Origin of the sequence: Mesorhizobium sp. M1163 (genome assembly GCF_040318415.1) — a bacterium.
GTDB lineage: Bacteria > Pseudomonadota > Alphaproteobacteria > Rhizobiales > Rhizobiaceae > Mesorhizobium.
On the sequence record NZ_JAMYMF010000011.1, the window covers coordinates 137,536 to 156,060 of the forward strand.

Sequence of the window (18,525 nt, forward strand, 5' to 3'; positions counted from 1 at the left end):
GATTACCACAATCCAGCTTTCCGTTTCGGGGACCGGTCATGAAGGACGTGCTGAAGGAACTCGAGCGCCGGCGCGAGGTCGCTCGCATGGGCGGCGGCCGGGCCCGCATCGACGCCCAGCACAAGAAGGGCAAGCTGACCGCCCGCGAACGCATAGACGTCTTTCTCGACGAGGGCTCGTTCGAGGAGTTCGACATGTATGTCGAGCACCGCTCGACCGATTTCGGCATGGAGAAAACCAAGATCGCCGGCGACGGCGTCGTTACCGGCTGGGGCACCGTCAACGGTCGCCCGGTCTATCTTTTCGCCAAGGATTTTACCGTGTTCGGCGGCTCGCTGTCCGAGGCCCATGCCGAAAAGGTGGTCAAGGTGCAGGAGATGGCGCTGCGCAACCGTGCGCCGATCATCGGCCTCTACGACGCCGGCGGCGCCCGCATCCAGGAAGGCGTGGCGGCCCTCGGCGGCTATGCCGAGATCTTCCAGCGCAATGTACTGGCCTCCGGCGTCATTCCGCAGATTTCGCTGATCATGGGCCCTTGCGCCGGAGGCGACGTCTATTCGCCGGCGATGACCGACTTCATCTTCATGGTCCGCGATACCTCCTACATGTTCGTCACCGGGCCGGATGTGGTGAAGACCGTCACCAACGAGACGGTGACCGCCGAAAGCCTCGGCGGCGCTTCCGTCCACACAACGAAGTCCTCGATCGCCGACGGAGCCTACGACAATGACGTCGAGGCGCTGCTGCAGATGCGCCGGCTGGTCGATCTGCTGCCCGCCTCCAACACGGCGGAAATTCCCGAGATCGAATGCTACCAATCGGTCACCGATCACGATCCGTCGCTCGACCGGCTGATCCCCGACAATGCCAACAAACCCTACGACATCAAAGAGTTGATCCTTAAAGTTGCCGACGAGGGTGACTTCTTCGAGATCCAGCAGAATTTTGCGAAAAACATTGTCACCGGCTTCGGCCGCGTCGAGGGCCGCACAGTCGGCTTCGTCGCCAACCAGCCGATGGTGCTGGCCGGCGTGCTTGATTCGGATGCCAGCCGCAAGGCGGCGCGTTTCGTGCGCTTCTGCGACTGCTTCTCGATCCCGATCGTCACCTTCGTCGACGTGCCGGGCTTCCTGCCCGGCACCGCGCAGGAATATGGCGGGTTGATCAAGCACGGCGCCAAGCTGCTGTTCGCCTATGCCGAAGCGACCGTGCCAAAGATCACCGTCATCACCAGAAAGGCCTATGGCGGCGCCTATGACGTCATGGCGTCAAAGCATTTGCGCGGCGACATGAACTATGCCTGGCCAACGGCGCAGATTGCCGTGATGGGCGCCAGGGGCGCGGTCGAAATCATCTATCGCAAGGACATCGGCGACGCGGAGAAAATTGCAGCACACACAAAGGCCTACGAAGATCGCTTCCTGTCGCCCTTCGTTGCCGCCGAGCGCGGCTACGTCGACGAGGTGATCATGCCGCATTCGACCCGCCGCCGCATCGCCCGCGCGCTCAGGATGCTGCGCAACAAGGATATGCAAAACCCTTGGAAGAAACACGACAACATCCCGCTGTGAGGGGCTGATGTCGCGCCTGGTCCTCTACATGGGAGCGCGTTTCGGCAGATTTGCCATCCTGCTCTTCGCTCTCCCGCTGTTCTGCCCAATAGTCCTGTGGTTCTGGCTCCTCGATTGGCATCCGCTCGCCGTCATCGCGACTGGTGCTGTTGCAATCCCGGCCGCGATGCTGGCCATCGTTCTGTTGATCGGAACATTGTTCGCCGGTTTTCGACCCAGCAAGGTCAAGGGGATTACTCGGGAATCAGCCCCGAAGCTGTGGGCTGTCTGGGAGAGTATTGCCGGCAAACACCGCGCCAGCCGAACGAGGATCATCCTGAGCGACGATCTCAACGCCAGCGTCGGTGAAGAGCGGCCGTTTCTAGGCTTGCTTGGTCGCAGGGCGATTCTCACCATCGGCCTGCCATTGCTCGCAGCGACCGACCAAAAGGCATTTGCGGCGATCTTGGCTCATGAGGACGCCCATCTGAAAAACAAAGATACAAATGGCGGACTCAACCTGGCCGAACTCGAGAAAAGCTTCGATCTAATCTTCGACTTCGCTCCTCCGGGGAAAACCGTTTCAGGCAGCCTGTTCTACTGGATGCTTGGTCCGCTGTCGCGCACTCTGGAGCGCGAAGAAATACGGTTGTCGCGACGAGCGGAAATTGACGCAGATCGCCATGCAGCGACGTCCGGCGACGCACATGATGCGGCCCGCGCCCTGCTTCTGATCGGTGCCGCCAGTGCGTTCTTCGATGATCAAGTCTATAGCCCGCTCCAGCGTGAACTGCTTGGCGCCATGGCTCCGCCCCGTCCACCACTCGAAAGGGTCCTGGCGGCCGCCGCTCACTTGTCGAGACTTCCCATTCTGCAGGAGTATGCTCAAAAAGCGTGGGACGCGCGAGATAACGAAAGTGCGGACCATCCGCCCTGGTCCGAACGTCTGATTGCTCTTGGATTTAGCTCGGCTCCAGAGATAGAACCAATTCTGGTTTCTGCCTTGTCGAGCCTGCTGAGCGATGCGTTCGTCGCCGAACGCGTCCGCCATTTCGACGGCGAATGGACATCGAACATCGCCGACGACCTCGATCGATAGCTATCCACCTGGAACTACTGCGGCCAATGCCTCAGTCGGTGGCCTATTCCTCTTCCGCAGCACCGAACCCGGCCCCCATCGTCGCGCGGGCAGCGCCCGACCACGGCGTGGCGTGATTGTCGATGCGCATCTGGAAGATAAAATAGGTCGGCGAGCAGAAGCCGATGCCTTTCACCTTGCCGATGCCGGGCGTATCGGGCGGCAGCGACTGGCACATGTAATCCTCGCGGCAGAAATGGTCGGCCGAGCAGGCAGGACGATTGCCGCGATTGACGGCACCGCCCAGGCACTGGTCGAAATTATTGGTCGCTACGCAGGTGTCGAATTTTTTGCCGCCGACCAACCCGCAAATCTCGTTCGGCATCGGTTTGCCCGTCTTGAAGGCGGCAAAGCTGCGATCCCGGTCGTCGCAGCCGCGATAGGCAATCCCCGCCGGCACACCGATCTTCGGCGGCCGGCAGGTGTAGGCGGCGCGCGAAATGCTTGGCGCGAACGCCGCGAACTGGCCGGTGATGGTATAGCGGTCATTGAAAGGCTGTGCCGGGTTGCTGGCGATCGAGCCGGTCAGGCATGGATGGCCGGAAAACATGTTTTCGCTGTCCTTGGGCAGCAGGCATTGCGCCAGCTTGGTGCGCACGCCGGACACGGTCGCCAGCGGCGTGCAGACGGTGCCGCCGCCGCATTGCCAAGTCGCGCCAAAGCGGGCCGCATCCGCCGGCATCAGGCACGGCATCGCCATCTCGGCCGGCGAATAGGCGATCTGTCCAGCATCGCTCCATGTCGCCGGCGGCGCGAAGGACAGCGGGCGGAAGCGGTTCGGTTCCTTGCCGTCGGCAGTCGCGTGCAGCCAGGCGACGCGACGCGGGATGTCGGCGTGGAGATGCGGCGAGATGCCGACCTCGATGCGGTTGAGCGGCGAGGTCGTCTTGTCATCGAGGCCGATGAAATGGAAACCGGCGGTCGAGCCCGCCTGATGGCAGCCTTGGCAGGCGCCGTTGTCCAGCCGCTCGACCAATGCCTCTGGCGTGCGCACCAGCTTCAGCGCAGAGAAATCGAGCCCTTCGAAATCCGCGGGCTGGAACAGCGGCGTGAACGGGTGGTTGGCCTGCCTTGCGCTGCCGAAGGTCGACCACGAAATGACCTTCCTTGCCAAAAACTCATCGGGGATTTGGTAGACGCCGAGATCGACCGCCGCAACATTGGTGCGGACATAGTCGGCAAGTCTTGCTTTCAGCGCGGCGTCTTCGGCAAGACGTGCCATGTCGGGCGTGTTTTCCAGCGGCTTTTCGCTGACAGCCGTTCCGTCGATGCCGAAAATTCGCATGAGATAGGCAGCCTGCCCGCCGAATTCGGTCTCCTGGCCGGAGGGGAAGCGGACCACTTGGGCATTGAGCTCGAGCTGCTTGAAGGTGAGCGCCGCTCTTTCCAGCGGCCCGCCGGTCAGCCAGCCGGCATCGACGCTCTCGTCGAGCTGTGGTGCCCAGCGTCCGGCGACGCCGACACAGCCGCCATCGACATCCGGCGTGGCATTGTAGACGGCACTGAAATTGAACGGCAGGCGCGAGGCCAAAACCTTGCCGTTCTTCTTGAAGCTGTAGGCGAGGCGATAGATGAAGCGCACTTCGCCGCAACTCCCGTCGCCTTTCAGCGCGGCGAAGTCGCGCCGGTCGAGCCGGTTGACCACGCCGACGAGGCGGAAGCGCGCTGCGTCGGTCCTCAGCCAGCGCATGTCCATGACACGGCCAACATTGCCGTCGGTCACCTCGTACAGCGGCCGGCCGCCGGCCTTCATCTCGGTCCGCAATGCTGCGACGTCGCTTGCAATCGTTTCGACGATCGCGTGGTAAGCCGGCGCCTTGTCATAAAGCGTCTTCAAATCGCCCTTGCCGTCGACGCCGAAAATGCCGGCGAAGCCAAAGCCCTTGGCATCGAGAGCAGCAAGTACCGCTGGATCATCGACGATGGTCACCGGCTGCTCAGCGGCATTGGCCGACAGTGTCGCCAAAGCGGCGATGACGAGCGTGGTGAAAAGGAGTGCAATGCGTCTCATCGAAGGTCCGGCTGGCTTTCGATCAATTCCCGCAGCACTGGCACCAGAGCCGACGGTAGATCCTCGGCGATCAAGCCGGGCCCGAAACGACGGCCGGCCTCGGCGTGGATCCAGACCGCCGCGCAGGCAGCCTGGAAGGCCGCCATGCCTTGCGCCAGCAATCCGGCCGCGATCCCCGACAGAACGTCACCAGAGCCAGCCGTGGCCAGCCCCGGCGCACCGTTGGCATTGATCGCGGCCCTGCCGTCGGGCGCCGCGATCACCGTGTCGGCACCCTTGTAGACGACAATGGCATTGGCGCGCTTTGCTGCTTCGCGCGCCTTGGTCACTTTGGACTGTTTTTTGTTCCCAGCGATATCTGGAAAAAGCCTGGCGAATTCACCCTCATGTGGCGTCAGCACCAGTGCCGGCGACCATGTCTGACGCGCTGCGTCGAACAGTGCCTGAGGCTGAAGCGCCAACGAGGTGATGGCGTCGGCATCCAGAACGATGGCACTGGCGTGAATTTCAGGCGTAGCCGCTGATGCGCGGGTCAGATCCGCGATCGCCGCAATCAACTGCAATGCGAAATCGCCGACCTTGGGTTTCGGCCCGAGCCCCGGTCCGAACACCAGCGCCTCGGGATGCCGCGCGACGAGGAATTCCTGCACCTCTTCGAGCGAGCCGGCCTCGCGCAGCATGATCGAGGTCAGATGCGCGGCGTTCACCTGCATGGCGTTTCCAGGTGAAAGCACAGTTACTGCCCCTGCCCCACTGCGAGCCGCGGCCATGGCCGACAACCTCGCTGCGCCCGTCGCACTCGGTCCGCCGGAAAAGACAGCAACATGGCCACGCTTGTATTTATGCGAATCGACAGCCGTTCTCGGGTAGTACCATCGCAGCCAAAGTTCCGGTGTGTTCTCGAACGCCGTGACCTTGAGCTGATCGATGATCCCATCCGGAATGCCGATATCGGCGACGATGATCTCGCCGCACAGCTCGCGCCCCGGCATCAGCAGATGGCCTGGCTTTTTCCGCACGAAAGTCACCGTGACCTCGGCCTGGAAGCGAGCGTTAGTCAAGCCGGTCTCGCCTGACACACCCGAAGGCAAATCGATCGAGACCACCGGGACGCGCTCAGCGCTGCTCAAGCCTGAGACGGCCAACGCATGCATCGAAATGTCCTTGGACAGTCCCGCGCCGTAGAGTGCGTCCACGACCACTTCACCCGCTTCCGGGTAGCAATGGCCAATGTGTTCCACGGGCAAGTTGCAGGCATCAGAGGCCAACGCGGCATCGCTTCCGGGTTTCTGCTTGCCTTCGGCCCATACGGCAACGTTCATGCCGGCCTCTGCCAACAACCGCGCCACGACATAGCCGTCGCCGCCATTGTTGCCGGGGCCGCACAGGACATGGACGCGGCTCGCCTGGGGATAGCGCGCCAGGACGACGGCAGCGACCGCTTCGCCGGCGCGCCGCATGAGGCCGAAGCCATCGAGTGGCCCGGCCGCAATCGCCAGCCGATCGGCCTCGGCCATTTCAGACGGAGACAAAAGTTCGTTGCTCATGGAATATCAGGCGACATGCACATCATTTCCCCAAGCATTGTCCAGTTTTTGATCCGACGCAAACAACGAAGGTCCCTAAGCAAAGTTGGCGGCGTACCTCGTTCGGGACGACGGCGCGCAGCTGCTCATGAAATATCCGATCTGCCCAATTTTTGTGCGGACGGCAGGACCGGCGGTGTGTAGGCTCGCGGTGTTCATGGCGCATCCGACGCAGCGAATGATGCGAATGTACATTCCTGCGCGGCATGGTATCCAAATCATGTGAGGCTGCTCGGCGCCCCATCAATTGGCACAGTTCGTGCTTGATTGAAGCGCAAGCGGGGCTCACAACCCGTCTTTTTTGGCAGTGGAGGCCACTTTTTACATGAAAAAGATCGAAGCGATCATCAAGCCGTTCAAGCTAGACGAAGTGAAAGAAGCGCTTCAGGAGGCCGGGCTGCAAGGTATCACCGTTACCGAGGCCAAAGGGTTTGGCCGCCAGAAGGGCCATACCGAGCTTTATCGCGGTGCCGAATATGTCGTCGACTTCCTGCCGAAGGTGAAAATCGAGGTCGTGCTCGGCGACGATGCGGTCGAAGCCGCGATCGAAGCCATCCGCAAGGCGGCCCAGACCGGTCGCATTGGCGACGGCAAGATCTTCGTCTCCAACATTGAGGAAGTCGTGCGCATCCGCACCGGCGAAACCGGCATGGACGCGGTCTGAATTTTCCCGTTAAAAGGCCATGTTCAAAACGTCATCACATAGGGAAGCAGGGACATGACGACAGCCAAAGACATCATGAAGCAGATCAAGGACAACGACGTGAAGTTCGTCGATCTGCGCTTCACCGATCCGAAGGGCAAACTGCAGCACGTTACGATGGATGTCGTCGAGGTCGAGGAAGACATGTTTGCCGATGGTGTCATGTTCGACGGTTCCTCGATCGCCGGCTGGAAGGCGATCAACGAGTCCGACATGGTGCTGATGCCCGATCCCGATACGGTGCATATGGACCCGTTCTTCGCTCAGTCGACCATGGTCATCCTGTGCGACATCCTCGACCCGATCTCGGGAGAATCCTACAACCGCGACCCGCGCGGCACCGCCAAAAAGGCCGAGGCCTACATGAAGGCGGAAGGCATCGGCGACCAGATCTTCGTCGGTCCTGAAGCCGAGTTCTTCGTGTTCGACGACGTCAAGTACAAGGCCGATCCCTATAATACCGGCTTCCGGCTGGATTCGACCGAATTGCCGTCCAATGACGACACCGATTACGAGACGGGTAACCTCGGCCACCGGCCGCGCATCAAGGGCGGCTATTTCCCGGTGCCGCCGATCGATTCGGCACAGGACATGCGCTCGGAAATGCTCACCGTGCTCGCCGAGATGGGCGTGCGCGTCGAAAAGCACCACCATGAAGTGGCCGCCGCCCAGCACGAGCTCGGGATCAAGTTCGACACGCTGGTCCGCAACGCCGACAAGATGCTGATCTACAAATACGTCGTGCACCAGGTCGCCAATGCGTATGGCAAGACGGCCACTTTCATGCCGAAGCCGGTATTCGGCGACAATGGCTCTGGCATGCACGTCCACCAGTCGATCTGGAAGGAAGGCAAGCCGACCTTCGCCGGCAACGAATATGCCGGCCTGTCCGAGAGCTGCCTGTTCTACATCGGTGGTATCATCAAGCATGCCAAGGCGATCAACGCCTTCACCAACCCGCTGACCAACTCCTACAAGCGCCTGGTACCCGGCTATGAAGCGCCGGTGCTGCTCGCCTATTCGGCACGCAACCGCTCGGCCTCGTGCCGTATTCCGTTCGGCTCGTCGCCGAAGGCCAAGCGCGTCGAGGTCCGCTTCCCCGATCCGGGCGCGAACCCCTATCTTGCCTTCGCCGCCATGCTGATGGCCGGCCTCGACGGCATCAAGAACAAGATCCACCCGGGACAGCCGATGGACAAGGATCTCTACGACCTTCCGCCGAAGGAATTGAAGAAGATCCCGACCGTCTGCGGCTCGCTGCGCGAAGCCCTGCAGAGCCTCGACAAGGACCGCGGCTTCCTGAAGGCCGGCGGCGTCTTCGACGACGACCAGATCGACAGCTACATCGAGCTTAAGATGGCCGAGGTGATGCGCTTCGAAATGACCCCGCATCCGGTCGAATACGATATGTACTATTCGGTCTGATCTGGATCGTTGCAGCCAACAAAAAAACCCCGGCGGAGACGCCGGGGTTTTTTTTATTGCGATGCGATCGGAGAGAACGTCACGGCGCAGACCTGAGGTCTACGCCGGGACGAATGTTCAAGCCGCGGCCGAAACCTCGGCGCTGGTCGGGACGGAGGCGATCGTCTTCAATATCTGCGAGGCAATCTGGTAGGGGTCGCCCTGCGAGTTCGGACGGCGATCCTCGAGATAGCCCTTGTAGCCGTTGTTGATGAAGGAGTGCGGCACACGGATCGAGGCGCCGCGGTCGGCGATGCCGTAGCTGAACCTGTTCCACGGCGCGGTCTCGTGCTTGCCGGTCAAACGCTTGTCGTTGTCCGGACCGTAGACGGCGATGTGATCCATCAGGTTCTTGTCGAAAGCCGCCATCAGCGCTTCGAAATACGCCTTGCCGCCGACTTCTCGCATATAGGCGGTCGAGAAGTTGGCATGCATGCCGGAGCCGTTCCAGTCGGTATCGCCGAGCGGCTTGCAGTGATATTCGATGTCGATGCCGTATTTCTCGGTCAGGCGCTGCATCAGATAGCGTGCCATCCACATCTGGTCGGCGGCCTTCTTGGAGCCCTTGCCGAAAATCTGGAATTCCCACTGGCCTTTGGCCACTTCGGCGTTGATGCCTTCATGGTTGATGCCGGCGGCGAGGCAAAGGTCGAGATGCTCCTCGACGATCTGCCTGGCGACGGAGCCGACATTGCTGTAGCCGACGCCGGTGTAGTACGGGCCTTGCGGCGCCGGATAGCCACTCTCGGGGAAGCCGAGCGGGCGGCCGTCCTTGTAGAAGAAATACTCCTGCTCGAAGCCAAACCAGGCACCCTCGTCGTCGAGGATGGTGGCGCGCTTGTTGGATGCATGCGGCGTCACGCCGTCCGGCATCATGACCTCGCACATGACGAGCGCGCCATTGGTGCGGGCGGGATCCGGATAGACGGCGACCGGCTTCAAAACGCAGTCGGAGCTGTGGCCCTCGGCCTGCATGGTCGAAGAACCGTCGAAGCCCCACAGCGGAAGCTGGTCGAGCGTCGGAAACTCGGCATAGTCCTTGACCTGCGTCTTTCCGCGAAGATTGGGAACCGGGGTGTATCCATCGAGCCAAATGTACTCGAGCTTGTATTTCGTCATTCTAGCCTCTCGTTGCTTGATCACCGAACCCTGGATGGCGCCGGGGCGAGCCGGCCTATCCAGCAGCCGACCTGCCGACTGTTAAAATGCAATTCGTGTGCCATTTGGCTGGCGACGGGTGCGGCAAAAGCGATGTAGTGTCGGCGCAAAATTGCTGAGCCGTCGTAATTGTGCGATCGGATCGCTCACAAGCATAGTTTGCATAAATATTGTGCAGCTACTGATCTTTTTATAATCATGTTGCCTAATTCGATTGCGAAACCTATCTTGGGGAAAGGTTGAATCGGCAAGGTTGTGCCGAAGAAAGGAAACCGACAATGGAAATCACTTCCACTCGTCAGTCGGCCAAAATCCTGATGTTCCCGGTGGCAGCGCGCGCTTCTGCCTCAAATTTAACCGGAAAGGCTAAGTTCGCAGCAGAACTTGCTTCTTTGCGCAACCGAACGGATTTCGGAAGTGCCTGGTATCATGAGGCAGCGATCGAAGAAGCGAAAAACGATCGGAAGAGCTGAGCCTCCCCATCTCTCGTCTCCCTCCGATGAATCGCAAAGCCCGGCGCGATCGCTCGCGCCGGGCTTTGCTTTGAATCGGGACAGGTCGGCTATTGCTTGGTATGCAGGTCTGTTCCGAGGGTATCCCTGATGAAGATCATGCCGATGACCAGCGACATCGCCGCGATCACCACCGGGTACCAGAGACCGTAGTAGATGTCGCCCTTGTAGGCGCTGAGCGCGAACACCGTCGCCGGCAGCAGCCCGCCGAACCAGCCATTGCCGATATGGTAGGGCAGCGACATTCCGGTGTAGCGGATGCGGGTCGGAAACATCTCGACCAGGATCGCGGCGATCGGCCCGTACACCATCGTGACGAAGATCACGAGGACGAACAGGATGGCGATCGTCATCGGCCAGTTGACCGCGGCCGGGTCGGCAAACATGGCAAAGGGACCGCCGCCCGGTATGGTGTAGACAGTGACCTCGGGGGCTCCCGCAGCCTCATCGGCAGTCAGCAGCTTGTCCTTGATCGCCTGGTCGGTCGGGACCGTCGCCTTGTCGCCGGAGCGGATCGCGGCCGTATCGAGCTTCAGCTCGGGATTGGCCGCAATGAAGGCCTCAAGCTTCTGGTCCGGCACCTTGGCCGCTGCCCGCTTCAGCGGATAGCCGCCGTCCCGAAGCGCTGTGTTTACCGCTTTGGCGAAAACGGCGTCCTTAGCCTTGGCTTGATCGCCGGCCGCAGTCGCGTCGTACGACTCAACTGTCTCGTTGCCGATTTTGACCGACGCTGCAGTGCCGGGGGCTGCCGTCGTTACCACGTCATAAGGCACTGAGTTCTTGGTCAAGAACGAGGTGGCGATATCGCAGGACGTCGTGAACTTCGCCGTGCCCACCGGATTGAACTGGAACTTGCAGTCGCCCGGTGCCGCGGTGACCGTCGCGCGCGTGTTTTGCTGCGCGGTGGCGAGCGCCGGGTTGGCTGCCCAGGTCAGCGCCTTGAACAACGGGAAAGTGCAGACGATCGCCAGTGCAAGGCCGGCCATGATGATCGGCTTGCGACCGATCTTGTCGGAGAGCCAGCCGAACACGACGAAAAAGATGGAGCCGACCGCCAGCGCGATTGCGATCATGATGTTGACCGACTGCGCGTCGACCTTGAGCACGTTGGTTAGGAAGAACAGCGCGTAGAACTGGCCATTGTACCAGACCACGGCCTGGCCGGCTGTGAGGCCGAGCAGTGCCAGCAGCGCAATCTTTGCGTTCTTCCATTGGCCGAAGGCTTCCGTCAATGGCGCCTTGGAGCCTTTGCCTTCGTCCTTCATGCGCTGGAAGGTCGGCGATTCAGAAAGCGACAGCCGGATCCATATCGAAATCCCGAGGAGCAGAAAGGAAACGATGAAAGGAATGCGCCAACCCCACGCGGCGTAGGTTTCCTTGGCCATCGACCCCTGGACGATCAGGATGACGACCAGCGACAGGAACAGGCCGAGCGTTGCCGTCGTCTGTATCCACGACGTGTAGTAGCCGCGGCGATCGTCGGGTGCGTGCTCGGCGACATAGGTCGCGGCACCGCCATACTCGCCACCGAGCGCCAGGCCTTGCAACATGCGCAAGATGATCAGGATCACGGGAGCGGCAATGCCCAAAGTCGCATAGCCAGGCAGCAAGCCGACCAGGAAGGTCGACAGGCCCATGATCGTCATCGTGACAAGGAAAGTGTATTTACGGCCGACAAGATCGCCGATGCGGCCGAACAGCAATGCGCCGAACGGACGCACGAGGAAGCCAGCGGCGAAAGCCAGCAGCGCGAAGATATTGCGCGTAGCTTCCGGGATGGTTGGGCTGAAAAAAGTCGAACCAATGAACACTGCCAACGAGCCGTAGAGATAAAAATCATACCATTCGAAAACGGTGCCGAGCGAGGAGGCGAAGATGACCTTCTTCTCCTCGCGCGTCATGCCGCGGCTTGTTTTGCCGGCGGTCGATGCCATTGCCATGAGTGTATCCTCCCGTGTGATTCCGTCGGTCCTCGATGCTGCGCGTCATCGTCCGCGTTTCCTCGGAACGCAGACTCAGTGCAGCCACCGGTGCAAAAAATGACAGAAAGCAGTGCCCAGAGGCAGACCGCCTTTGGGATTATGACTTTGGTCTAATGTGCAGTGCGAAATAGCGGGCGGTGCCGTCAGCCTTTGAGCGCTTCGAGCAGGCTGACTGCCGCCATCATGTCGCGCTTGCGGGCGGCGCGGCGGGCGACGGCCTCGGCATCATGGCCCCATTGCTCGGCCTGCCAGTCCTCGTCGACATGGCCGGCAGCCCAGGCCACCTCGCCGTCGAGCTCGCCGAAATCGACGGCCAGCGCCAGCAGCGCCGATCCGGTCAGCGAGGTCATGACGTGGATGGCAGCAAGGCGCAGCGGATCGGCACGTTGGGCTAGATGCTGGCCAAGCAGCGCGATACTCTCGCGCGGCTGCTCGACGTGGATCACGCCTTCGGCGAGCTGGAACCGGGCGCCGAGCGCGCTGCGCGCCCAGTCGATGACCGGATCCCAATGCTCGTTCTGCCGGTCGACCAACCCCTGTGGTGCATCGGCGCGGTAGCAGAGCATATCTGATGAGGCGAAACGCAGGATGTCCTCCAGCACCGCCTGGGGATCACTGGCGACCCCATCGATTGCCGTATTGACCAGACGCATCAACGGCATCGTTACCGGGTCGATGGTCTCCTCCTGTGCGGCGAATTCGTCCGCAATAAGAGCAGCCGCCTTTTCGGTCGGCAGCGCCAGCAGCGCCTTGGCGGGCGTGCGGACGGGCTTGCCATCGAGATGGACGGCAAAACCATCCTCGACCGGTGCCACCGCGACGGTCTTGTAGAAGCGTTTTGGCAGCGGCGTCTTCATCTGGATCTGGGCGCGACGCACCGGATCCGGATCGGAGAGCTGCTTTCCAGCTTCGAGGTCGTTCAAAATATCGCGCATGCTCATCCGGGGCTTTGTTTTCGGGCCGGCCGGTTGACGATGATAAGACCGGCGGCGATCAGGCCGAGTGCCAGAAAGATACGAACGGTCAACGGCTCGTTCAAGAACACGGCGCCGCAAAGCACGCCGAAGACCGGCGACAGGAAGGTGAAGCTCGACAGGCCAGATGCAGGGTAGCGCCGCAGCAGCCAGAACCACAGCACATAGGTGAAGGCGACAACGTAGACGGCCTGGAACAACAGCGCCAAGGTCGGCAGAAGGGTAAAGCTGCGGACGGGCGGCCCGGCAAAGGGCATCACCAAAATGCCGACGGCGGCGGCACCGGCCAGCTGATAGAGCAGCAGCTTTTCGGCGCTGGCCTCCACCAGTTTCGACCGCTTGATGACAATGTTGGTCACGGCCCACAGAATGCCGGCGCCGAGACTGAGCAGGTCGCCGCTCAACGTCTCGCCACCATTAGCGCTCAGTTTGTCGGAAAACACCGCGACCAGCCCGGCGAAAGCGAGCAGAAGCCCAACGAGCTTGCGTGCCGTGATGCTTTCGTCCAGCAGGAAATGGCCGCCGACCAGCATCCAGAACGGCATGGTGTTGACCAGCAAGGTGTTGCGCACGACGGTGGTGTGCTCGAGCCCGACATACAGAAACAGGAACTCGAGACCGAAAAGCGCGCCTGCCAGAATGCCGGCGACGAGAGTCTTGTCGGGCGTGAACAGCGCGATGCCGCGCCAGCGGCACCAGCCGAAAACACACAGGCCGCCGATCACCGAGCGGGCGATCGATAGGAAAACGGGATCGTAGCCGGCATAGGAGATCTTGGCGGCGACGTAGTTCAGGCCCCAGGAAAAGGTCAGCCCGACCATGATGGCGGCGGCCGCCAGATCGACCGCGTCACGGCGGTCGAGCGTATCTGTGGCGACGCCCACCGGCCCTAGTCCTCCGCGCTTGCGTCGTCGAAGCCGATCAGGTTCCAGCTCTGGCGCATGTGCGGCGGCATCGGCGCGGTGACGTCGACAAACCCCTTATCGGGATGCGGGATGACGATGCGGCGGGCGTGCAGATGCAGGCGGTTCTGCATGCCGCCGGGAAAATCCCAATTGGTGTCGGCCTCGAAATATTTGGGGTCGCCGATGATCGGGCAGCCGATATGCGCGGCATGGACACGAAGCTGGTGGGTGCGGCCGGTATACGGCTCCATCTCCAGCCAGGTCATCGTCTGTGCAGCCTGCTCGATGACACGGTAGTAGGACACGGCGTGGTCGGCACCCTTTTCGCCATGCTTGGCGATGCGCACGCGATCGCCGTCGGGCGTCGGTTCCTTGATCAACCAGGTCGAGATCTTGTCCTCGCGCTTCGGCGGCACACCCTTGACCAGCGCCCAGTAGGTTTTCTTCGTCACACGCGCCCGGAACGCTTCGGCGAGCTTCATGGCGGCGAGCCTTGTACGGGCGACAACCAGAACACCCGACGTGTCGCGGTCGAGCCGGTGCACCAGACGCGGCTTCTCGCCCTTCTGGTTGCGCCAGGCTTCCAGCATGTCGTCGACATTGCGGGTGACCCCGGAGCCGCCTTGCACCGCCAGGCCGGCCGGCTTGTTGAAGACGAAGACCTTCGGGTCCTCATGGATCAGCATCTTGGCCAAGACATCGGCATCGCCCTGGTTGCGTATCGAATGGCCGGTGAGCGGGCTTTCGCCTTTCTTGTCCACTTCGAGCGGCGGCACACGCACCGTCTGGCCGGCTTCGACGCGTGTATCGGCCTTCACCCTGCCGCCGTCGACGCGGATCTGGCCGGAACGCAGCAGCTTCTGCAGATGACCGAAACCGAGACCGGGGAAATGGGTCTTGAACCAGCGGTCGAGCCGCATGCCCGCCTCACCGGTATCCACTGTGATCTGTTCAACGCCTGCCATGATTCCAATCGCCGTTTTGCGAACATGCAACGGCATTCGCCGGCACCCGCAATCTCACTCGGTTATTCGTTGTCGGTTCCATATTGCAGAACCTGAACTTTCTCCAGCGTGATCAAGCCACTTGTCATGATTGTTTCAAGCACGGGCAGAAAAGCGGCCAATTTTTCCTCGTCGTCGACGATCTCGATGACAAGGGGAAGGTCCTCCGAGAGACGGAGGATCTTCGTGGTGTGAAGTCGGCTGGAATGGCCAAATCCCATCGCCCCGCGCAGGACGGTCGCGCCGGCAATCTGCATTTCGCGGGCCTTCAGCACGATGACCTCATACAGCGGACGGCCATCTGCCCTGTCGTTTTCGCCGATAAATATGCGCAGCAATTGTGCCTGTGGTGGTATCTTCATTGCCTGGATCCTCTCGGCTGGTTGAGGCGCACTGCAAAGATGTGGCCAAGCCAGACGGCGGCAAGCCAGGCCACCACGGAGATCGCGATATTGAGTGCCGCCGCCACAAGCTTCCCGCTTTGCGCGAGGGTGAGTGTTTCAAGGCTGAAAGCGGAGAAGGTCGTCAGGCCACCGCAGAAGCCGGCCATGAAGAACTGGCGCTGCAGCGGACTGGCGAAGACGCGACCATCCGGTCCCGTCAATGTCGCATAGAAGCCGATGAGGAATGAGCCGACAATGTTGACGAGGAGCGTGCCGAAGGGAAATCCAGTGCCCCACCAGGCGGTGCTCGCCAATGAGGCGAGCGCCCGCAGCACGCCGCCGATCATGCTGCCAGCGGTCACGGTCGCATAGATACGAACCGTTTGGCTCGTTCGGCGCGAGCCAATGAGGCGCGCCGCACGCCCCGCCATCCCGTCGGAGCGGAGCTTCTGCGGGCCGCTCATGGCGCCCCGCTGCCAATCAGAAGACTTCCCGCGGCAAAGCCCAGCGTCACGCCGCCGAGGCTCAGGAAAACCGAAAGCAGCACATTTCCGCCGGCGCGCAGCCATTCGCCCTCACGCGCCAGCGCCAGCGTCTGCAGGCTGAATGAAGAGACCGTGGTGTAGCAGCCGAGGCCGCCGGTGACGACAAAGGCCCAAAGGGCAGGCATGCCGTCGCGCGCCACGGCATGCGCAACGACGCCGATTGCAAACGCCCCCGACACATTGACGACCATCGTGCCCCAAGGAAAGGTCTCGCCGACCCGGCGGGCGACGAAGCCGGACAGGAAGAAGCGGGCCATTGCACCGATCGCGCCACCAAGACAGACAAGCAACAGATGATACATCGTGCTCCCTCGCGCCAGTTACGCTACGGTGTCAGGCAGCTCCGACCTTCTTCGGCTTGCTGGAGGCGATCATCTTCCAGTTCTTGTAGAACATGGCATTGATGCGCTCGACGCTGACCGAAACAATGGCGAGGAGCGTCGAGATCAGACCGGGAAACGGCGATGGGCGAATGATGTCCATGAACACGCAGTAGCGGCGCCCGTCATACTCGTTGACCGAGCGATGAAGCAGCGTGTCGTCGAAGATGAACAGCGGGTTCTCGTGCCAGTAATTCTTGGCGTTGCCACACTGGACGAACACTTCCGATTTCACCGGGATGAGGTTGTAGAGAATGCGCAGGCTGAGCCGGAGCGGGCCAAAGTGCCAGGAAGTCGATTCCCTGCCGCTGAACACAGAGACGGCAATCGTCTTGATGTATTTGAAATCCTTGTTGAATTCGGCGACGTTGTCTATTTTGTGCTTGCCATACCACTGATAGACATACATGCCGCGCCGGCCGCTGCCGAAATTGGCGTCGATGTCGGCGATGATCTCATCCTTGCGTGCCTTGAAGACATCCAGGACCTCGTTGACCTCGCGCTGGTAGTCCGGAGGAAACTGGTCCAATTTCCAGACACCGCGGTTTCTATAGCACAGCAGATCCACCAGCAGATTGAAGGGCGAAAGCAGCCAGGTGAAGATGCCGTTGCCCAGGAAATAACCACTGAACAGCGCCCAATTCTTGTTGTCGTTGCGCAACACGTCGATCAGGCCGAGGACGATGAAAATCGTCGTCAGAATGGGAATGACATAGAAGCCGAGCGCCAGCAGCGGAATGGCTATGGCGAACTTCCGAAGGGTTTTGCGGGATTTTTTTGTCATTTTTCCACGCGCCAGGCGCGATTCCGTTCTGAATATCGTCGGTACGTTTCTGGCCTGCCGCCGGCCGAAGGCGCATCTTGATAGGGTTTTTTATCCCATCAGACAACGGCGATCACACCAGTGTGCGACTGGCAGCTACTTTTCCCGCTCGCTGCGCAGCTTCGCCCAATAGTCCAGCCGCTTCCTGATATCGCGCTCGAAGCCGCGCTCGGGCGGATCGTAGAATGTCTGCCTTCCCATCTTCTCAGGAAAATAGTCCTGGCCGGAAAAAGCGTCGGGCTCGTCGTGGTCGTAGCGATAGCCGGCGCCGTAATCTTCCTGTTTCATCAGCTTGGTCGGCGCATTGAGAATGTGCTTGGGCGGCAGCAGCGAACCGAATTCCTTGGCCGCCTGTGTGGCGGCCTTGAATGCGGTATAGACTGCATTGGATTTCGGCGCGGTGGCGAGATAGACGGTAGCCTCGGCGAAGGCCAGTTCGCCCTCGGGCGAGCCCAGATAGTCGTAGGCTTCCTTGGCGGCGTTGGCGACGACGAGTGCCTGCGGGTCGGCCAGCCCGATATCCTCCATCGCCATGCGCACCAACCGGCGCCCGAGATAGAGCGGATCCTCGCCGGCGTCGAACATGCGAGCCAGATAGTAGAGTGCTGCGTCGGGGTCGGAGCCGCGCACCGATTTGTGCAAGGCGGAGATCAAATTGTAATGGCCGTCCTGGCCCTTGTCGTAGATCGGCGCGCGGCGCTGGACGATGCGCTGTAACGCCTCGGCGCCAAACACCTCACCTGATTTGGCGGCACGCCAGACCTCTTCAGCCAGTGTCAGCGCCGCGCGGCCGTCGCCGTCGCTCATGCGGATGAGCATCGCCCGCGCCTCGTCATCGAGCGGCAGCGCCCTGCCCTCTGCCTCCTCGGCCCGCGCCAGGAGCTTGGCGATGCTGTCCTCGCCGAGCGAGTGAAAGACCAGGACGCGTGCGCGCGACAGCAGCGCGGCGTTAAGCTCGAAGGACGGGTTCTCCGTGGTGGCGCCGACCAGCACGACGGTGCCGTCTTCCATCACGGGCAGAAAACTGTCCTGCTGGGCGCGGTTGAAGCGATGGATCTCGTCGACGAACAGCAGTGTCTGGCGGCCGTTGGAGCGGCGCAGCTTCGCTGCCTCGAACACTTTCTTCAGGTCGGCAACGCCGGAAAACACGGCCGAGATCTGTTCGAAAGCGAGGCTTGTCTCGCCGGCAAGCAGCCGTGCGACCGTGGTCTTGCCGGTGCCGGGCGGGCCCCAGAAGATCATCGAGCCGAGCGAGCCGGAGCCGATCAGCCGCGTCAGCGCGCCGTCGGGACCGGTCAGATGCTCCTGGCCGACGACCTCGCCGAGGTTCTTCGGGCGCAGACGGTCGGCCAGCGGCCTGCCGGGCGGCGTCTTTTCCGGTTCATCGACACTGAACAGATCGGCCAT

17 protein-coding genes are annotated in these 18,525 nt (G+C 61.4%); 5 read left to right on the forward strand and 12 right to left on the reverse strand.

The genetic code is table 11. From position 1 onward, the window contains the following. Window positions 1-38 precede the first annotated feature (38 nt). Both NKH43_RS13320 and NKH43_RS13325 read left to right on the forward strand, forming a co-directional pair. The gene (locus NKH43_RS13320) at window positions 39-1,571 is read left to right on the forward strand and encodes an acyl-CoA carboxylase subunit beta (protein ID WP_352858590.1); all 1,533 of its coding nucleotides are present in this window, start codon (window positions 39-41) and stop codon (window positions 1,569-1,571) included. Window positions 1,572-1,578: 7 nt separating this feature from the next. Beyond that, on the forward strand, window positions 1,579-2,649 hold the full coding sequence (locus tag NKH43_RS13325) for a M48 family metallopeptidase (RefSeq protein WP_352482518.1): 1,071 nt from the start codon (window positions 1,579-1,581) through the stop codon (window positions 2,647-2,649). A 43-nt stretch (window positions 2,650-2,692) separates the two neighbouring features. Here the strand turns inward: NKH43_RS13325 and NKH43_RS13330 are convergent, their stop codons facing one another. Next, window positions 2,693-4,699 carry a hypothetical protein gene (locus NKH43_RS13330; RefSeq protein WP_352858592.1) on the reverse strand — a complete coding sequence of 669 codons (2,007 nt, stop codon included), beginning with the start codon at window positions 4,697-4,699 and terminating at the stop codon, window positions 2,693-2,695. Then, on the reverse strand, window positions 4,696-6,246 hold the full coding sequence (locus tag NKH43_RS13335; protein ID WP_352858593.1) for an NAD(P)H-hydrate dehydratase: 1,551 nt from the start codon (window positions 6,244-6,246) through the stop codon (window positions 4,696-4,698). The genes NKH43_RS13330 and NKH43_RS13335 overlap by 4 nt, the downstream gene beginning before the upstream one ends. 364 nt (window positions 6,247-6,610) lie before the next feature. Here NKH43_RS13335 and NKH43_RS13340 point away from each other — a divergent pair, with 364 nt between their 5' ends. Both NKH43_RS13340 and glnA read left to right on the forward strand, forming a co-directional pair. Continuing rightward, on the forward strand, window positions 6,611-6,949 hold the full coding sequence (locus tag NKH43_RS13340; protein WP_019857988.1) for a P-II family nitrogen regulator: 339 nt from the start codon (window positions 6,611-6,613) through the stop codon (window positions 6,947-6,949). Between the two features lie 54 nt (window positions 6,950-7,003). Continuing rightward, on the forward strand, window positions 7,004-8,413 hold the full coding sequence (glnA, locus tag NKH43_RS13345) for a type I glutamate--ammonia ligase (RefSeq protein ID WP_023717536.1): 1,410 nt from the start codon (window positions 7,004-7,006) through the stop codon (window positions 8,411-8,413). 117 nt (window positions 8,414-8,530) lie between these two features. Here the strand turns inward: glnA and NKH43_RS13350 are convergent, their stop codons facing one another. Further along, complete coding sequence (locus NKH43_RS13350) at window positions 8,531-9,571, reverse strand: glutamine synthetase beta-grasp domain-containing protein (RefSeq protein WP_023717535.1); 1,041 nt, start codon at window positions 9,569-9,571, stop codon at window positions 8,531-8,533. Window positions 9,572-9,888: 317 nt separating this feature from the next. On the opposite strand from NKH43_RS13350, the gene NKH43_RS13355 reads away from it, so the two are divergent. After that, a complete protein-coding gene (locus NKH43_RS13355) occupies window positions 9,889-10,083 on the forward strand; it encodes a DUF2735 domain-containing protein (protein ID WP_352858595.1) in 195 nt (64 codons plus the stop codon). 89 nt (window positions 10,084-10,172) lie between these two features. Here NKH43_RS13355 and NKH43_RS13360 read toward each other — a convergent pair whose 3' ends face one another. From NKH43_RS13360 to NKH43_RS13400, 9 genes are all read right to left on the reverse strand, one after another. Continuing rightward, window positions 10,173-12,062: an MFS transporter gene (locus NKH43_RS13360; RefSeq protein ID WP_023717534.1), complete on the reverse strand. Its 1,890-nt coding sequence runs from the start codon at window positions 12,060-12,062 to the stop codon at window positions 10,173-10,175. 185 nt (window positions 12,063-12,247) lie between these two features. Further along, complete coding sequence (locus NKH43_RS13365) at window positions 12,248-13,039, reverse strand: ATP12 family chaperone protein (RefSeq protein WP_023717533.1); 792 nt, start codon at window positions 13,037-13,039, stop codon at window positions 12,248-12,250. A 2-nt stretch (window positions 13,040-13,041) separates the two neighbouring features. Beyond that, window positions 13,042-13,899 (reverse strand): DMT family transporter, encoded by an 858-nt coding sequence (locus NKH43_RS13370; protein WP_084642491.1) that lies wholly within the window; start codon window positions 13,897-13,899, stop codon window positions 13,042-13,044. A gap of 68 nt (window positions 13,900-13,967) precedes the next feature. Beyond that, window positions 13,968-14,948 (reverse strand): RluA family pseudouridine synthase, encoded by a 981-nt coding sequence (locus NKH43_RS13375; RefSeq protein ID WP_352858596.1) that lies wholly within the window; start codon window positions 14,946-14,948, stop codon window positions 13,968-13,970. A gap of 62 nt (window positions 14,949-15,010) precedes the next feature. Then, a complete protein-coding gene (locus NKH43_RS13380) occupies window positions 15,011-15,349 on the reverse strand; it encodes a DUF190 domain-containing protein (protein WP_023717530.1) in 339 nt (112 codons plus the stop codon). Beyond that, complete coding sequence (gene crcB / locus NKH43_RS13385; RefSeq protein ID WP_352858598.1) at window positions 15,346-15,834, reverse strand: fluoride efflux transporter CrcB; 489 nt, start codon at window positions 15,832-15,834, stop codon at window positions 15,346-15,348. Before crcB (NKH43_RS13385) ends, NKH43_RS13380 begins: the two co-directional genes overlap by 4 nt. Further along, window positions 15,831-16,217: a fluoride efflux transporter CrcB gene (gene crcB, locus NKH43_RS13390; RefSeq protein ID WP_031193553.1), complete on the reverse strand. Its 387-nt coding sequence runs from the start codon at window positions 16,215-16,217 to the stop codon at window positions 15,831-15,833. Before crcB (NKH43_RS13390) ends, crcB (NKH43_RS13385) begins: the two co-directional genes overlap by 4 nt. 31 nt (window positions 16,218-16,248) lie before the next feature. Further along, window positions 16,249-17,079 carry an aspartyl/asparaginyl beta-hydroxylase domain-containing protein gene (locus NKH43_RS13395; protein ID WP_023717527.1) on the reverse strand — a complete coding sequence of 277 codons (831 nt, stop codon included), beginning with the start codon at window positions 17,077-17,079 and terminating at the stop codon, window positions 16,249-16,251. A gap of 135 nt (window positions 17,080-17,214) precedes the next feature. After that, window positions 17,215-18,525, reverse strand: coding sequence for a replication-associated recombination protein A (locus NKH43_RS13400; protein ID WP_352858600.1), 1,311 nt, complete (start codon window positions 18,523-18,525; stop codon window positions 17,215-17,217).

What these genes read in the sequence shown, in the direction of transcription:
- NKH43_RS13330 (WP_352858592.1), bottom strand. Translation starts at nt 4,699, where the DNA reads ATGAGACGCATTGCACTCCTTTTCACCACGCTCGTCATCGCCGCTTTG.
- NKH43_RS13350 (WP_023717535.1), bottom strand. Translation starts at nt 9,571, where the DNA reads ATGACGAAATACAAGCTCGAGTACATTTGGCTCGATGGATACACCCCG.
- NKH43_RS13400 (WP_352858600.1), bottom strand. Translation starts at nt 18,525, where the DNA reads ATGGCCGATCTGTTCAGTGTCGATGAACCGGAAAAGACGCCGCCCGGC.
- NKH43_RS13370 (WP_084642491.1), bottom strand. Translation starts at nt 13,899, where the DNA reads ATGGTCGGGCTGACCTTTTCCTGGGGCCTGAACTACGTCGCCGCCAAG.
- NKH43_RS13375 (WP_352858596.1), bottom strand. Translation starts at nt 14,948, where the DNA reads ATGGCAGGCGTTGAACAGATCACAGTGGATACCGGTGAGGCGGGCATG.
- crcB (WP_031193553.1), bottom strand. Translation starts at nt 16,217, where the DNA reads ATGTATCATCTGTTGCTTGTCTGTCTTGGTGGCGCGATCGGTGCAATG.
- glnA (WP_023717536.1), top strand. Translation starts at nt 7,004, where the DNA reads ATGACGACAGCCAAAGACATCATGAAGCAGATCAAGGACAACGACGTG.
- NKH43_RS13355 (WP_352858595.1), top strand. Translation starts at nt 9,889, where the DNA reads ATGGAAATCACTTCCACTCGTCAGTCGGCCAAAATCCTGATGTTCCCG.
- NKH43_RS13365 (WP_023717533.1), bottom strand. Translation starts at nt 13,039, where the DNA reads ATGCGCGATATTTTGAACGACCTCGAAGCTGGAAAGCAGCTCTCCGAT.
- NKH43_RS13395 (WP_023717527.1), bottom strand. Translation starts at nt 17,079, where the DNA reads ATGACAAAAAAATCCCGCAAAACCCTTCGGAAGTTCGCCATAGCCATT.
- NKH43_RS13320 (WP_352858590.1), top strand. Translation starts at nt 39, where the DNA reads ATGAAGGACGTGCTGAAGGAACTCGAGCGCCGGCGCGAGGTCGCTCGC.
- NKH43_RS13380 (WP_023717530.1), bottom strand. Translation starts at nt 15,349, where the DNA reads ATGAAGATACCACCACAGGCACAATTGCTGCGCATATTTATCGGCGAA.
- NKH43_RS13340 (WP_019857988.1), top strand. Translation starts at nt 6,611, where the DNA reads ATGAAAAAGATCGAAGCGATCATCAAGCCGTTCAAGCTAGACGAAGTG.
- NKH43_RS13335 (WP_352858593.1), bottom strand. Translation starts at nt 6,246, where the DNA reads ATGAGCAACGAACTTTTGTCTCCGTCTGAAATGGCCGAGGCCGATCGG.
- NKH43_RS13325 (WP_352482518.1), top strand. Translation starts at nt 1,579, where the DNA reads ATGTCGCGCCTGGTCCTCTACATGGGAGCGCGTTTCGGCAGATTTGCC.
- NKH43_RS13360 (WP_023717534.1), bottom strand. Translation starts at nt 12,062, where the DNA reads ATGGCAATGGCATCGACCGCCGGCAAAACAAGCCGCGGCATGACGCGC.
- crcB (WP_352858598.1), bottom strand. Translation starts at nt 15,834, where the DNA reads ATGAGCGGCCCGCAGAAGCTCCGCTCCGACGGGATGGCGGGGCGTGCG.